We start from the raw sequence: 14,002 nt of genomic DNA on the forward strand, positions 1-14,002 counted from the left end.
CCTTCGGTTGGAGACAGCCAAGAGCGGCTGCGTGGATTCGAAATGGGATGAGAAAAACGGCGATTCAAGACAACGTCCGCCAAAACCGGACAAGGTCCTGAAATGATTATCGCTTTTTGAGCGCTTCGAGGAAAAGCATGACCAGGCCGGCGACCAAGCCCCAGAAGGCGGCGCCAACGCCGAACAAAGTCAGCCCCGACGCGGTGACAACGAAGGTGACAGTAGCCGCCATGCGCTGGTCCTCGTCCTTGAGGGCGATCGACAGCGCGTTGGCGAGCGATCCCATCAGCGCCAGGCCGGCTACCAGAACGATCAGGCTCTGCGGCAGGACGGCGAAGATCGCCACCAGCGAGGCGCCGAAAACCGCGAAGATCAGATAGGCAAGTGCATAGAAGGGTCCGGTCTTCCAGCGCTCGGCCGGGTCGGGATGGACGTCCGGCCCGGTGCAGATCGCCGCAGAGATCGCGGCCAGATTGGTGGTCGAGCCGCCAAACGGCGCCGACAGCAGCGAGAACAGGCCGGTGACGCCGATCAGCGGGCCGGGTTCGGGGTGATAGCCGGCGGCGCGCAAGACGGCGAGACCCGACAGGTTCTGCGACGCCATGGTGACGAGGTAGAGCGGCAGCGCCAGGCCGATGACAGCTGCGGCGCTGAAATGCGGGGCAATCAGCGTCAGCGTCGACAGTTCCGGCGCCGGCAGTCCGCCGACGCGGCCTGTCAGGAATGCGGCGATGCCGCCGCCGATCAGCACCGCCAGCACCGACAGCGCCGGGTTGAACAGGCGAATGACGAAGAAGGCCGCGATCAGCGGCAGGATCAGCCAGGGGTCGACCGGAATGGTCTTGACGGCATTGAGCGCGAAGGTGACGACGATGCCCGCCAGCATGCCGGACGCGACTGACGCCGGTATCCTTGATATCAGCTGGGTCAGCGGCTTGAACAGGCCGGTGGCGATCAACATCAAGCTGGTGACGATGAAGGCGCCGACCGCATCAGCCATGGTAAACCCGCTCGATGCCGCCATCAGCGCCAGGCCCGGTGTCGACCAGGCGGTGATGATGGGTATTTTCGTGCGCCAGGACAGCCACAAGCATTCGATCGCCATCGCCACGCACACTGCCGTCACCCAGCTCGCGGTCTCGGCTTGCGTGGCGCCAACCGCCTTGGCGGCGGCAATGACGACGGCCAGCGTGCCGCCGAAGCCGACGATTGCCGCGACAAAGGCGGATATCGGGATGGAAATGCGCATTCTCGCCTACCCCGCCCGCTGAACCATGTCGCCCACCGCCCTCAGCAGCATGTCGAGATCCTGCGGCCGCGACAGGCGGTGGTCGCCGTCGGGAATGAGCGACAAGGTGACGTCGTCGGCCGGCAGCAGCGAGACCAGCTTCAGCGCATGGCTTGCCGGCACGTCGGCGTCGGCCAGACCCTGCAGGATGTGGACGGGGCAATGGGTATCGATCGGCCCGGTCATGACCCGGTTCGCCCTGCCGTCCTCGATCAGCGCGCTTGTGTAGATGTAAGGCTCGGCGGAATAGTCCGAAGGTTCTTCGAAAAAGCCTTTCTCCCGGAGGTCGCGCCTCTGTTCCTCCGTCAGAGCCGGCTCGACCAGCTCGGCGGTGAAATCCGGCGCCGGCGCGAGCAGCACCAGGCCAACCACATTGCTGTCGCCCGTCTTACGCAGCTCCTGCACCATGCGCAGCGCGATCCAGGCGCCCATCGACGAGCCGACCAGGATTTGCTTGCCCTCGGTGAAATGCCGGAAGGCGGCGAGGCTCTCGCCAAGCCATTTCGAAATGGTACCGTCGGCAAAGGCGCCGCCGGATTCGCCATGGCCGGAATAGTCGTGGCGCAGATATGCGCGGCCTTCCCTGGCCGCCCAATCCGACAGCGTCTGCGCCTTCGTGCCCAGCATGTCGGATTTGTAGCCGCCGAGCCAGACGACGCCGGGCGTTGCGCCCGAGGAATGGCGAACCGCGATATCGATGCCGTCGACATCCAGCAGGGTTAGGGCGGTCGCGGTCATGGCTGTGGATCAATCCTGGTTCTGGGGGCCTGATTGTGGGAGCCTGATTTTTACTCGCCGGTCTTTTGACACAGGCACAGGCGAGGCGGAAAGTGCTCGCGACATCCTTTGTTTGGTGCAGGCCTGCGATCAGGGTGATTTTCTGTCAGCGCTGTGCTATTGACTCCGCCCGCGCGCTCACCACATTGGCGCGTCCTGAACATTTCTAGATTGAAACCCTGAACGAAACGGCCAAGGAGACCACGACCATTCGCAGACCTTTCAAAGCAGCGGCGCCCACCAAAGATGGCCCGCGCTCCAACCGTGATATCCGGGTTCCCCGGGTCCAGCTGATCGACGCCGATGGCCAGAACCGCGGCGATATTTCCATCAACGACGCATTGCTGCTCGCCGAAGAGGCAGGGCTCGATCTGGTCGAGATCTCGCCCAATGCGGTGCCGCCTGTCGTCAAAATTCTCGATCTCGGCAAATTGAAATACGCCAACCAGAAGAAGGCGGCCGAGGCGCGCAAGAACCAGAAGGTCATCGAGATCAAGGAGATCAAGATGCGCCCGAACATCGACAGCCATGACTACGAAACCAAGATGAAGGCCGTGCGGCGCTTCTTCGAGGAAGGTGACAAGGTCAAGCTGACGCTGCGCTTCCGCGGCCGCGAGATGGCGCATATGGAACTCGGCATGCAGCTCCTGAACAAGGTGCGCGAGGAGACGGCTACCATCGCCAAGGTCGAAGCCGAGCCGAAGCTGGAAGGCCGCCAGATGATGATGGTGCTGGCCCCGCGCTAGATCAGTTCGGGCGTTGCGCTCTAAATCCGCCTGAATCCTGTCTCATGGCGTCCCGGCGATCGGCGGGACGCCGATTCTCCTGTCCAGACGCCGCGATCGCCGGCAAAGCTTCTCGACGATCGGATTCCCGACATGGCCAATGAAATCAACCCTGCGCCCATCAAGGAGCTGGGCGGCTACCAGCACATGCGCCGGATGGTGCTTGCGGTGCTGGTGGTGGTGCTGTTTGCGGCACTGCTGTTCGGCCAGTCGACCTTCCCGCCCGATACCCCGGTGCATGAAACGATCGAGATGGTCGGCGTGCTGCTGATCTTCCTTGGCGTCGTCGGCCGCTTGTGGTCGACACTCTATATCGGCGGGCGCAAATCCTCCGAAGTGGTCACCGGCGGCCCCTATTCGATCACCCGCAATCCGCTCTACGTGTTCTCGACCGTTGCCGCCGCCGGCGTCGGGGCGCAGATCGGCTCGTTCTCCGGCATCGTCCTGTTTGCGCTTTTGTGCGCCGGCGCCTTCCACATCGTCATCCTGCGCGAGGAACGGTATCTCAAGGAGGTTCTCGGCGCGCCCTATACAGCCTATCTGGCGCGGGTGCCGCGTTTCTTCCCCCAGCTGTCGCTCTACCAGGAAGGCGACACCGGCAGCTTCAAGCCGCGCCTCTTGCTGACCACCTTGCTCGACGGGCTGGTGTTTCTGGTGGCGTTGCCGGTGTTCGAGACCATCGATGGCGCCCAGCAATCGGGCATTCTGCCGGTGCTGTTTAGGCTGCCCTGATCGCGGAGAGAGCGTCGCAGCCGCTCGGGTGTTGCGCGCCAGCCCGCTTTGACGTATAGGACCGCCGTTCCAAGAAAACCGCCCGGCAGGGCATGCCGTGGCGGTTTCATTTGCTTTTCGGGCTTTGGTCCGCCCGAAGCGAACAAGAAGCGCGATTGTGCGCCACCAATACGGAGTAGCAAAATGCCCAAGATGAAGACCAAATCGGCCGCCAAGAAGCGGTTCAAGATCACAGGTACGGGTAAAGTCCTGTCGGCTGCGGCCGGCAAGCGTCACGGCATGATCAAGCGTTCCAACAAGTTCATTCGAAATGCCCGCGGCACGATGGTTCTGGCTGAACCGGATGGCAAGAAGGTCATCAAGAATTTTCTGCCGAACGGCCTCTGAGCATTCGGTTTCAGGAACAGCGTTTAAGGAGATCATGACATGGCACGCGTAAAAAGAGGCGTCACCTCGCACGCCAAGCACAAGAAGGTCCTGAAAGCCGCGAAAGGCTTCTACGGCCGCCGCAAGAACACCATTCGCATCGCCAAGCAGGCGGTCGAAAAGTCGATGCAGTATGCGTATCGCGACCGCAAGAACCGCAAGCGCTCGTTCCGCGCGCTGTGGATCCAGCGCATCAACGCCGCGACGCACGAGCATGGCCTGACCTATGGCCGCTTCATCGACGGCCTCAACAAGTCCGGTATCGAGATCGATCGCAAGATCCTGTCCGACATGGCCATCCATGAACCGCAGGCGTTCGCCGCACTCGTGGCCAAGGCCAAGGTCGCGCTCGAATATCTGAAGAACACCACCCCGAATGCTTTTGAAAGCGCTGTCGCCTAGAGCATGATGCCAAAAAGTTGCTGACTTTTTGGACAACATCATGCTCAGGGAAATTTAGCGAGGAGCGCGATCTTTCCGAAAAGTCTGCAACTTTTCGGGATCGGGCTCCGAGCCCAGCGCTTCCCAGCATTCGCAATTCTGATTGGGGAACCCGCGCTGGCACGGCTGGCGCGGGTTTTTCTTATGGCTGAACTTTCAACTTGAAAGTGACTTTCACCTCAAAGTTGACTCCCAACACAGCGAGTTTGACCGTGAACGACATAGCTACCGGCTTGGATACTCTCGAAAACTCCCTGATGGCCGACGTCGCGTCGGCCGCCGATGAGGCTGCTATCGAAGCCGTGCGCGTCGCGGCTCTCGGCAAAAAGGGGTCGATCTCGGAATTGCTGAAGACACTGGGCGCGATGAGCGCCGAGGAGCGCCAGGTCAAGGGCCCCGCGATCAACGGCCTGAAGAACCGCGTCACCGAAGCGCTGACGACACGCAAGGTCGAGCTGAAGGATGTGGCGGTCACGGCGCGCCTTGCCGCCGAGACGGTCGACGTGACGCTGCCGGTGCGGCAATCGCCGGCCGAGCGCGGCCGCATCCATCCGATCAGCCAGGTCATCGACGAGATCGCGGCGATCTTCGGCGATCTCGGCTTTGCCATCGCAGAAGGTCCCGATGTCGAGAGCGACTATTACAATTTCACCGCGCTGAATTTCCCCGAAGGGCATCCGGCGCGCGAGATGCACGATACCTTCTTTTTCCAGCCGGACGAAAAGGGCGAGCGCAAGCTGTTGCGCACGCACACCTCGCCGGTACAGATCCGCACCATGGAGAAGCAGAAGCCGCCGATCCGCATCGTCATTCCCGGCAAGACCTACCGGCAGGATTCCGACGCTACCCACTCGCCGATGTTCCATCAGGTCGAGGGGCTGGTGATCGACAAATCGGCCAATGTCGCCAACATGAAGTGGGTGCTGGAAGAATTCTGCAAGGCTTTCTTCGAGGTGCCGCAGGTCAAGATGCGCTTCCGGCCGTCCTTTTTCCCGTTCACCGAGCCCAGCCTCGAGGTCGACATCCAGTGCGACCGCTCGCGGCCCGGCGAAGTGCGATTCGGCGAAGGCTCCGACTGGATGGAGATCCTCGGCTGCGGCATGGTCCACCCCAATGTGCTGCGCGCCGGCGGGCTCGATCCCGACGAATATCAGGGCTTTGCCTGGGGCATGGGCATCGACCGCATCGCCATGCTGAAATACGGCATGCCGGACCTGCGCGCCTTCTTCGACGCCGATGTGCGCTGGCTGTCGCATTACGGTTTCAGGCCGCTCGACATGCCGACGCTGTTCGGAGGTCTTTCCGCATGACGGCGCCGCACACGGGTGGCTGCCGCTGCGGCGCGGTACGGTTCGAGGCATCAGTCGAACCGCACCATATCAGCTATTGCCATTGCGGCGATTGCCGGCGCGCCAGCGGCGCGCCGGTGTCGGCCTTTGTCGGCTTCCTGACCGAGCAGGTGGCTTTCACCGGCAAGGCGCTGAAGATGTACGAGAACGGGCCGGTGACGCGCTCGTTCTGCGGCATTTGCGGCTCGCCTATCGCCTATGTCGACGAGCGGCTGGAAGACCACATCTATTTCATGCTGGGCGCCATGGACATGCCGGCCTATTTCCGGCCGACGCACCATGCCTATGTGCGCGAGCAGCTGCCCTTCGTGCATATGCCCGACGACTTGCCGCGCCATTTGAAGACAAGCGTACCCAGACCCGATGGACAAGGTCCGGGCGGGTACAGACAAAACGGAACATAGTGATGAAACTCACCCTTTCCTGGCTCAAGGATCATCTCGACACCGACGCCACGCTCGACGAGATCGTCGAGAGGCTGACCTCGATCGGCCTCGAAGTCGAGCATGTCGACGACAAGGCCGGCCTGAAGCCGTTCGTCATCGCCAAGGTGCTGACGGCGGTGCAGCATCCCGACGCCGACCGGCTGCGGGTGCTGACCGTCGACACCGGCAATGGCGCAGCCCCTGTCCAGGTGGTGTGCGGTGCGCCGAATGCCCGCGCCGGCTTGATCGGCGCCTTCGCCGCGCCCGGCGCCTATGTGCCCGGTATCGACGTGACGCTGACCGTCGGCAAGATCCGGGGCGTCGAGAGCCATGGCATGATGTGTTCCGAGCGCGAGCTGGAGCTGTCGGATGAGCACAATGGCATTATCGACCTGCCGGCCGATGCGCCTGTCGGCACCAGCTTCGCGGCTTACGCGCATCTCGACGATCCGGTGATCGAGATCAATCTGACGCCGAACCGGCCGGATGCGACCAGCATTTACGGCGTCGCCCGGGACCTGGCGGCAAGCGGGCTTGGCCGGCTCAAGACCGCGCCGGTCGAAGCGGTCCTTGGCAAAGGTGAAACGCCGGTCAAGGTGACCATCGAGGCGCCGGAGCTCTGCCCCGGTTTCGCGCTGCGCCTGGTGAAAGGCGTGAAGAACGGGCCGTCGCCGAAATGGCTGCAGCAAAGGCTGATCGCCATCGGCTTGCGCCCGATCAGCGCGCTGGTCGACATCACCAACTACGTCACCTTCGACCGTGGCCGGCCGCTGCATGTGTTCGATGCCAAGAAGGTCGCCGGCAATCTCGTCGTGCGCCGCGCACGCGACGGCGAGAAGGTGCTGGCGCTTGACGGGCGCGAATACACGCTGACGCCGCAGATGTGCGTGATCGCCGACGACAATGGCGTCGAATCGATCGCCGGTGTCATGGGCGGCGAGCATTCCGGCTGCGACGAGAACACCACGGACGTGCTGATCGAATCCGCTCTTTGGGATCCGATCACCACGGCCCGCACCGGCCGTACGCTCGGCATCATCACCGATGCCCGTTACCGTTTCGAGCGTGGCGTCGACCCGGAATTCATTGTGCCCGGCGTCGAGCTGGCGACAAAGCTGGTGCTGGAGTTCTGCGGCGGAGAGCCGACCGAGACGGAGGTGGTCGGCTATGCCGGCTACAAGCCGAAGATCGTTTCCTTCCCGATCTCGGAAGTGAAGCGGCTGACCGGCATCGAGGTGCCGAAGGCGGAAAGCCTCGACATCCTGACCCGCCTCGGCTTCAAGCCGTCAGGCTCGGGCGACGTCGTCGATGTCGCTGTGCCGTCCTGGCGTCCTGACGTCGACGGCAAGGCCGACCTGGTCGAGGAAGTGATGCGCATCCACGGCGTCGACAACATCGCGCCGCAGCCGCTCGGCGCGCATGACGCGGTCAACTCCAAGATACTGACGACGCTGCAGGTTCGCACCCGCACTGCCAAGCGCTCGCTCGCCGTGCGGGGCATGCTGGAGGTTCTCACCTGGTCGTTCATCCCGGCCAAACACGCCGAACTGTTCGGCGGCGGCCAGACGGCGCTGAAGCTCGCTAATCCGATTGCAGCCGACATGTCCGATATGCGGCCCTCGTTGTTGCCCGGCCTGATCGTCGCCGCGCAGCGCAATGCCGACAAGGGCATCGGCGATGTCGCGCTGTTCGAGGTCTCCGGTACCTATGAGGGCGACGGCCCCGACCAGCAGCGGCGCGTTGCCGCCGGTGTGCGCCGCGGCACCGCCAAGCTCGACGGTTCCGGCCGCAGTTGGGCCGGCAATTCCGGTCCGGTCGGCGTGTTCGACGCCAAAGCCGACGCGATTGCAGCGCTGGAAGCCTGCGGCGCGCCGGTCGACAGGCTGCAGATCGAGCCAGGCGGTCCGGCCTGGTATCATCCCGGCCGCTCCGGCACGATCAAGCTCGGCCCGAAGACAGTGCTCGGCACGTTCGGCGAGTTCCACCCGAAGACGCTGGAGGGGTTGGACGTTTCCGGACCGATCTGCGGTTTCGAGGTCTATATCGACGCCGTGCCCGAGCCGAAGGCCAAGCCGACGAAAACCAAGCCAAAGCTGGAGCTGTCCGCCTTCCAGGCGGTGAAGCGCGACTTTGCTTTCGTCGTCGACAAGACGGTGGAGGCCGGCGCGCTGGTGCGCGCGGCGCTCGCCGCCGACAAGAAGCTGGTCACCGGCGTTTCGGTGTTCGATGTGTTCGAGGGGGCATCTCTCGGGACCGCCAAGAAGTCGATTGCCATCGAAGTATCTATCCAGCCGGTTGAAAAGACGCTCACCGACGAGGATTTCGAGGCGCTGGCCAAGCGCATCGTCGACAATGTTGGCAAGCAAACGGGCGGCATGCTGAGAACGTAGAGCGGCTAACGCCGCCCTACGTATTTCGACTTCACGCAATTCTTAGGGAAAGCGCGTCTTAGGGAAAGCGCGGCGCGCTTTCCCAGTAAAACCGCTACACACCTTTCCTGGAATTGCTTCTGAGGATTGCCGGCAGTTGCGAATCGCTCTCCAAAGGGCGATGGACCATCTGCGCTATTCCGGTCTGCCGTTCGAAGCCCAGCGCGAAGCGTTTCTCGCCATGGTGTTGGCGGATGCGCTCGTCAGCGACGCGCTGGAGCGGGCCCGCACGCTGGCGTTGCCGGACTGGCTGGTGGTGTCCGGTGCGCTCTACAACAGCGTCTGGAACCACCTGACCGGCAAGGCGCCGGGCTACGGCATCAAGGATGTCGATCTCTTCTACTTCGATGACAGCGACCTGTCCTACGAGGCCGAGGACGCGGTCATCCGTCGAGCCGCGCAGCATTTCGAGGGGCTGGCTCTGCCGGCCGAGGTGCGCAACCAGGCACGGGTGCATCTGTGGTATCCGCAGAAATTCGGCCAGCCCTGCCCGCGCTATACGAGTTCCAGCGAGTCGGTGAGCTATTTTGCTTCGAAGACGCATGCGGTCGGGGTGCGATACGATGCAGATGGGCAGCTTGAGGTCGTGGCGCCGTTCGAGCTGGATGACCTCTTCGCGTTTCGCATCACGCCCAACCGGCTGATGGATAACAGGCGCACGCATGAGGCCAAGGGGGCGAGGGCGAAGGCGTGCTGGCCGGAGATTACGGTGGTGCCGTGGTGAGACTTACCCTCCCCGTTGTGGGGAGGGTCGGCTCGCTGTCGCAGCGAGGCGGAGACAGAGAGACGGGGTGGGGGTGCGCCTCACGAGGACCCCCACCCCGATCCGCTTCGCGGATCGACCCTCCCCACAAGGGGGAGGGTAAAGGCACTCACCCATTCACCAGCGCCAACAGTTCCTCCGTATAGCGCTTGCCAACCACCTTGTCCGGCGACAGCGCATCTCCAATCGCCGCGACCTCAGCCGCGCTCAGCTCGATCCCGGCCGCCGCTGTGTTCTGCTCGAGATGGCGGATCTTTCTTGCGCCGGGGATCGGCACGATGAAGTCGCCCTGGTGCAGCACCCAGGCCAGCGCCAGCTGGGCCGAGGTGACGCCTTTTTCCACCGCCAGCTTTTCCAGCGTCGCAACGACCTTGGCATTAGCGGCCATGGCGTCGGCCTGGAAACGCGGCAAGGTCCGGCGCCAGTCGTCGTCGCTGAGGGCCTCGGGCTTGGCGATGGTGCCGGTGAGCAGGCCGCGACCGAGCGGGCTGTAGGGGACGAAGCCGATGCCGAGTTCGCGGCAGACATCGAACACTTCGTCTTCGGGGTCGCGGCTCCACAGCGAATATTCACTCTGCACGGCAGCGATCGGATGCACGGCGTGCGCCCGGCGGATGGTGGTGGCACTGACCTCCGACAGGCCCAGCGCCCGCACCTTGCCGTCGCGCACCAGTTCCGCCATGGCGCCGACCGTGTCCTCTATCGGCACGTTGGGATCGACGCGGTGCTGGTAGTAGAGGTCGATAACATCGGTATCGAGCCGTTTCAGCGAGGCTTCCGCCACTGCCTTGACGTGCTCCGGGCGGCTGTCGACGCCGACCATGCGTTCGAGGCCTGAGCCTTCCTCGGAAATCTTGAAGCCGAATTTGGTGGCGATCGTCACCCTGTCGCGCACCGGCTTCAACGCCTTGCCGAGAAGGATCTCGTTCTCAAAGGGACCATAGACTTCGGCGGTGTCGAAAAACGTCACGCCGATCTCGACAGCGCGGCGCAGCGTGGCGATTGCATCCGCCTCGGCCTGACCGCCATATGCGAAGCTCATACCCATGCAGCCGAGGCCGACGGGGAAGACTTCGAGTTCAGTACCAAGTTTGCGGGTTTTCATGGCGCATCTCCTTGTTGCGATGAAACAGAGATAGCGCCTAGCTTTACGTTCGATAATTAGCTGTCATTCGCACGGGCTGTTCTATAAAATAGAGCAATGAACCGAGCGCATCTTTCTCAACTCGCTGTACTGGCAACAGTCGCCCAATGCGGTAGTTTTCGCGGCGCGGCGCGCGAACTGGCCATCGCGCCCTCGGCAGTGAGCCATGCCGTGTCCAGCCTGGAGGCGCGGCTGGGCGTGCGGCTTTTGGCGCGCAGCACCCGCAGCGTGGCACCAACGGAGGAGGGCGCGCAGCTGCTCGAACGGCTGCGGCCGGCGCTGTCCGAGATCGATCTGGCGCTGGAAACGGCGATCGAGGCGCGCGACCGGCCGGCCGGGAACCTGCGGCTGACCGTGCCGCGCACCGCGGCCCACCTGGCATTGACGCCCAGGCTCGGCGGCTTTGCCGCGGCCTATCCTGACATCGTCCTGGAAATCGTCATCGAGGATCGCTTCACCGACGTCGTCGAAGGCGGCTTCGATGCCGGCGTGCGGCTCGGTGAGAGCCTGCAGCGCGACATGATCGCGGTGCGCATCGGACCGGACCTTCGCGGCGCCGTGGTCGGCGCGCCATCCTATTTCGCGACCATGCCAAGACCCCGCCATCCGCGCGATCTTGCCGACCACCGCTGCATCCGCTTCCGTTTTTCCAGCGGCATTCTTTACCGCTGGGAATTCGAGAAGGATGGCGAAGAGATCGAGATCGCGGCGCAAGGGCCGCTGATCCTCGACGAAGACCATCTGATCGCCCAGGCGGCGGTCGACGGCGCTGGGCTCGCCTTCGTCTTCGACGATTATGTGCGCGCGCCGCTCGCCGACGGTCGCTTGATCCGCGTGCTGGAAGACTGGTGTCCGCCCTTCGACGGTTTCTTCGTCTACTACCCCAGCCGCCGCCAGATGCGCCCGGCGCTGCGGGCGTTTGTGGATTTCTTCAAGGTCGGTGCTTAGCCACCTCCCCCTAGTGGGGAGGGTCGATCCGCGTAGCGGATCGGGGTGGGAGTCTTCGTAGGGCGCTACCCCCACCCCGTCGCTTCGCGCCGACCCTCCCCACAAGGGGGAGGGTGGAAGAAAGCCCAGCTGCCATTCGTTCACCAGCCATGCCGGCATTCATCACCAACAACTCAACCCGCTACGGCTGGGCGGCGATCGTCCTCCACTGGCTGATCGGCATCCTGTTCATCGGCCAGTTCATGCTCGGCTTCATCATGGTGCGGTTGACCAGCCAGCGCACCGCCTTCGAGCTGATCCAGCTGCACAAATCCTTCGGCTTCCTGCTGCTCGGCCTCCTCATCCTGCGCATTGCCTGGCGGCTCGGCAATGCGGCCCCGGCCTTGCCGGCCTCGGTCGGAGGCCTGGAGCGTCGGACGGCGCCGCTGGCGCATCTGGCACTTTATGGCTTCCAGCTCGCGGTGCCGCTGTCCGGCTGGGCACTGGTTTCGGTGTCGATGCTGGAGATCCCCAGCATGCCGTTCAACCTTTTCGTGATGCCGAACCTGCCGCTCGGCGTGTCCGATGCGGCGGAAAACTTCTGGGCGGCAGCACACTGGTATCTCGCCTATGCCGGCATTGCCTTGGTTGCGCTGCATGCGCTGGCGGCGCTGCGGCATCATTTCTGGCTGCGCGACAGCGTGCTCACGCGCATGATCACGCCTTCGTCAGATCAGGACATGGAATAGCGCGCGCCGCGCATTCGTTCATTGGAGTGAGGGCGCAACACTTCGCCTGCCCCAGAAGGACAAAACCCATGTATGCGCGCATCTTCGGATTGGCGGCTGTTGCCGCTTGCCTTGCCATGCCTGTCTCCGCCGCTGTGGACCTCGGCGACGCAGCCGGCAGCTACACGGTCAACCCGACCAGCTCCAGCATTCGCTTCTCCATCGGCAAGGTCGGTGGCGGCGGCCTCGACGGCGTCTTTGGCCGCTTCAAGGGCTCCATCCGCATCGACAACAGCGATGTCGGCCGTTCCGCGGTCAACTTCACCATCTATCCCGAAAGCGTCGGCACCGGCCAGGGCCGCATCGACGCGTTCCTGCGCTCCGATGCGGTATTCGACGTCGCCAACAGCCCCGAAATCCAGTTCCGCTCGACCAGCGTCACCCGCACCAGCGACACCACGGCGCTGGTCAGCGGCCGGCTGACGGCGCGCGGCAAGACGTTTGCGGAAAAGTTCACTGCCGAGCTCGGCGGGCTGAAGGGTGGCGTCATAAAATTCCACGTCACCGGCAAGGTGCTGCGCTCCCGCTACGGCATGGATGTCGGCACGCCGATCTATTCGAATATCGTCAATTTCGACATGACGCTGACGGGCAAGCGAGGCTAGCAGGACCAGCGATCCGCATTGGCTTTTCCCGCAATTTCGGGCAAACCTCCTCGCCTGTAAATCGATAGGAGAAGCCTGATGTTCCGATGGGGTGTTTTGTCGACGGCCAAGATCGGCCGCGAGCAATTGTTGCCGGCAATCGTCGAGGCCGAGAATGGCGTTTTGTCCGCGATCGCCAGCCGCGACCTGTCGAAGGCCGAGGCCCTGGGCGAGCGGTTCGGCGCCAGGCATGCCTTTGGTTCGTATGAGGAGCTGCTCGCTTCGAAAGACGTCGACGGCGTCTACATCCCGCTGCCGACCTCGCAGCATGTCGAGTGGACGGCCAAGGCCATCGAAGCGGGCAAGCATGTGCTGGTGGAAAAGCCGCTGGCGCTCGACGCCAAGAACATCGCACCGCTGATCAAGCTGCGCGACCAGAAGAAGGTGCTGGTCTGCGAGGCCTTCATGGTCATCTACCACCCGCAATGGATCAAGGTGCGCGATCTCATCGCCGATGGCGCCATCGGCCGGCTGCGCCATGTGCAGGGCGCCTTCTCCTATTACAATGTCGATCCCACCAACATGCGCAACCAGCTCGATCTCGGCGGCGGCGCGCTGCCTGATATCGGCGTCTATCCGACGGTGTCGACGCGGTTTTCAACCGGCAAGGAGCCGCTGCGCGTGCAGGCGACGATCGAGCGCGACAAGAAATTCGGCACCGACATCTATTCCTCGATCCGCGCCGATTTCGGCGATTTCGAACTGTCCTTCTATCTGTCGACGCAGATGGCGGCGCGGCAGGTGATGGTGTTCCACGGCGAGAAAGGGTTCATCGAGGTGTTCTCGCCGTTCAATGCCGGGCTCTACGACCATCACCGCATCGAACTGCACAACCAGAACCATACGGAGGCGCAGGTGTTCCGCTTTCCCGGCACGCAGCAATACCGGCGCGAGGTCGAGACGTTTGCCAGGGCGGCACAGGGTGGCAAGGAGCGTGTCTTCACGCTGGAGGAGTCCGTGCTCAACCAGAAGGTCATCGACGCCATCTTCCGCGCCGGCGGCAAGGAAGGCTGGGAAGCCGTCTGATACACCAATCTTAGCCGGTAATTTCATGGGAGAAGGGCGTCCGCATTGTGCATGCGGA

Annotated in this window: 15 protein-coding genes; 12 read left to right on the top strand and 3 right to left on the bottom strand. The window is 63.4% G+C overall.

All coding sequences use genetic code 11. The features are described 5' to 3' along the window. Nucleotides 1-106 precede the first annotated feature (106 nt). Both NKI35_RS27535 and NKI35_RS27540 read right to left on the bottom strand, forming a co-directional pair. The gene (locus NKI35_RS27535; protein ID WP_352741940.1) at nucleotides 107-1,249 is read right to left on the bottom strand and encodes a benzoate/H(+) symporter BenE family transporter; all 1,143 of its coding nucleotides are present in this window, start codon (nucleotides 1,247-1,249) and stop codon (nucleotides 107-109) included. A gap of 6 nt (nucleotides 1,250-1,255) precedes the next feature. Then, nucleotides 1,256-2,026: an alpha/beta hydrolase gene (locus tag NKI35_RS27540; protein WP_352741942.1), complete on the bottom strand. Its 771-nt coding sequence runs from the start codon at nucleotides 2,024-2,026 to the stop codon at nucleotides 1,256-1,258. Nucleotides 2,027-2,274: 248 nt separating this feature from the next. Here NKI35_RS27540 and infC point away from each other — a divergent pair, with 248 nt between their 5' ends. The 8 genes from infC (at nucleotide 2,275) to NKI35_RS27580 (ending at nucleotide 9,376) form a co-directional block, all read left to right on the top strand. Further along, nucleotides 2,275-2,811 carry a translation initiation factor IF-3 gene (gene infC / locus NKI35_RS27545; RefSeq protein ID WP_023744911.1) on the top strand — a complete coding sequence of 179 codons (537 nt, stop codon included), beginning with the start codon at nucleotides 2,275-2,277 and terminating at the stop codon, nucleotides 2,809-2,811. Between the two features lie 132 nt (nucleotides 2,812-2,943). Beyond that, nucleotides 2,944-3,582: a methyltransferase family protein gene (locus tag NKI35_RS27550; protein ID WP_023681388.1), complete on the top strand. Its 639-nt coding sequence runs from the start codon at nucleotides 2,944-2,946 to the stop codon at nucleotides 3,580-3,582. A gap of 183 nt (nucleotides 3,583-3,765) precedes the next feature. Further along, the gene (gene rpmI, locus NKI35_RS27555; protein ID WP_006201248.1) at nucleotides 3,766-3,969 is read left to right on the top strand and encodes a 50S ribosomal protein L35; all 204 of its coding nucleotides are present in this window, start codon (nucleotides 3,766-3,768) and stop codon (nucleotides 3,967-3,969) included. Between the two features lie 39 nt (nucleotides 3,970-4,008). Then, the gene (rplT, locus tag NKI35_RS27560) at nucleotides 4,009-4,410 is read left to right on the top strand and encodes a 50S ribosomal protein L20 (protein WP_023672281.1); all 402 of its coding nucleotides are present in this window, start codon (nucleotides 4,009-4,011) and stop codon (nucleotides 4,408-4,410) included. A gap of 296 nt (nucleotides 4,411-4,706) precedes the next feature. Next, on the top strand, nucleotides 4,707-5,759 hold the full coding sequence (gene pheS, locus NKI35_RS27565; protein ID WP_032885996.1) for a phenylalanine--tRNA ligase subunit alpha: 1,053 nt from the start codon (nucleotides 4,707-4,709) through the stop codon (nucleotides 5,757-5,759). After that, a complete protein-coding gene (locus tag NKI35_RS27570) occupies nucleotides 5,756-6,202 on the top strand; it encodes a GFA family protein (protein ID WP_023696009.1) in 447 nt (148 codons plus the stop codon). The genes pheS and NKI35_RS27570 overlap by 4 nt, the downstream gene beginning before the upstream one ends. A gap of 2 nt (nucleotides 6,203-6,204) precedes the next feature. Continuing rightward, nucleotides 6,205-8,613 carry a phenylalanine--tRNA ligase subunit beta gene (gene pheT / locus NKI35_RS27575; protein WP_023703775.1) on the top strand — a complete coding sequence of 803 codons (2,409 nt, stop codon included), beginning with the start codon at nucleotides 6,205-6,207 and terminating at the stop codon, nucleotides 8,611-8,613. Nucleotides 8,614-8,773: 160 nt separating this feature from the next. Next, nucleotides 8,774-9,376 (top strand): nucleotidyltransferase family protein, encoded by a 603-nt coding sequence (locus tag NKI35_RS27580; RefSeq protein WP_023703776.1) that lies wholly within the window; start codon nucleotides 8,774-8,776, stop codon nucleotides 9,374-9,376. 148 nt (nucleotides 9,377-9,524) lie between these two features. Here NKI35_RS27580 and NKI35_RS27585 read toward each other — a convergent pair whose 3' ends face one another. Then, nucleotides 9,525-10,520 carry an aldo/keto reductase gene (locus tag NKI35_RS27585; protein WP_352560028.1) on the bottom strand — a complete coding sequence of 332 codons (996 nt, stop codon included), beginning with the start codon at nucleotides 10,518-10,520 and terminating at the stop codon, nucleotides 9,525-9,527. A 96-nt stretch (nucleotides 10,521-10,616) separates the two neighbouring features. Here NKI35_RS27585 and NKI35_RS27590 point away from each other — a divergent pair, with 96 nt between their 5' ends. The 4 genes from NKI35_RS27590 (at nucleotide 10,617) to NKI35_RS27605 (ending at nucleotide 13,944) form a co-directional block, all read left to right on the top strand. Further along, a complete protein-coding gene (locus NKI35_RS27590) occupies nucleotides 10,617-11,507 on the top strand; it encodes a LysR family transcriptional regulator (RefSeq protein ID WP_023687444.1) in 891 nt (296 codons plus the stop codon). A gap of 149 nt (nucleotides 11,508-11,656) precedes the next feature. Continuing rightward, the gene (locus NKI35_RS27595; protein WP_023681382.1) at nucleotides 11,657-12,235 is read left to right on the top strand and encodes a cytochrome b; all 579 of its coding nucleotides are present in this window, start codon (nucleotides 11,657-11,659) and stop codon (nucleotides 12,233-12,235) included. A gap of 68 nt (nucleotides 12,236-12,303) precedes the next feature. Further along, on the top strand, nucleotides 12,304-12,879 hold the full coding sequence (locus NKI35_RS27600; RefSeq protein WP_352741945.1) for a YceI family protein: 576 nt from the start codon (nucleotides 12,304-12,306) through the stop codon (nucleotides 12,877-12,879). A 78-nt stretch (nucleotides 12,880-12,957) separates the two neighbouring features. Beyond that, nucleotides 12,958-13,944 (top strand): Gfo/Idh/MocA family protein, encoded by a 987-nt coding sequence (locus NKI35_RS27605; protein WP_352741947.1) that lies wholly within the window; start codon nucleotides 12,958-12,960, stop codon nucleotides 13,942-13,944. The last annotated feature ends 58 nt before the right edge of the window (nucleotides 13,945-14,002 follow it).

The organism is Mesorhizobium sp. M0676, from assembly GCF_040320535.1.
Taxonomy (GTDB): domain Bacteria; phylum Pseudomonadota; class Alphaproteobacteria; order Rhizobiales; family Rhizobiaceae; genus Mesorhizobium.